The organism is Corallococcus interemptor, assembly GCF_003668875.1.
Classification (GTDB): Bacteria; Myxococcota; Myxococcia; order Myxococcales; family Myxococcaceae; genus Corallococcus; species Corallococcus interemptor.
Map to the genome: position 1 here is coordinate 1 of NZ_RAWM01000392.1, position 419 is coordinate 419.

Annotated in this window: 1 protein-coding gene; it reads left to right on the forward strand. The window is 38.4% G+C overall.

Annotated features, from left to right (window positions below):
• On the forward strand, positions 1-185 hold a 185-nt coding region (locus D7X96_RS40665; RefSeq protein WP_208647467.1), incomplete at its 5' end, for a hypothetical protein.
• Positions 186-419: the final 234 nt, after the last annotated feature.

Here is a 419-nt window from a genome sequence, read left to right on the forward strand (position 1 = left end):
CCATAGGGCCTTTTGCCCCTTTCGGTCACCAATTTTCTGTTGTTTTCTGGTTTTTTCTGCTTCTTTCTTCTTTGATATTTTTCTTGGTTTTTTTTAACATGTTTTGGCCTGATTTCCCTATAGAGAATTTGAGAAGAAGCTGTGCAGATCAAAGGGCAAAGTATATGTTTTTCCAAAAAAGCTGAAGACTATGTTGTGTAGAGTTGTTGATTTACCGTCAGAAGCCAAAACTAAGTCAAACGATGTCGGAATGACCGGAAATTTGAGGTGAAGCATCCTGAGCAATAAATAAGACCAACCACAAGCTTTTGTTTGAGTTTTGAAGCCGTGTTGGGTCCTATTAGCAGTAGACTTGATTTTGTCATGAGGAATATGCTACGCTTTGATATACGGTCAACCGATGTCGATTGACCTAAAAT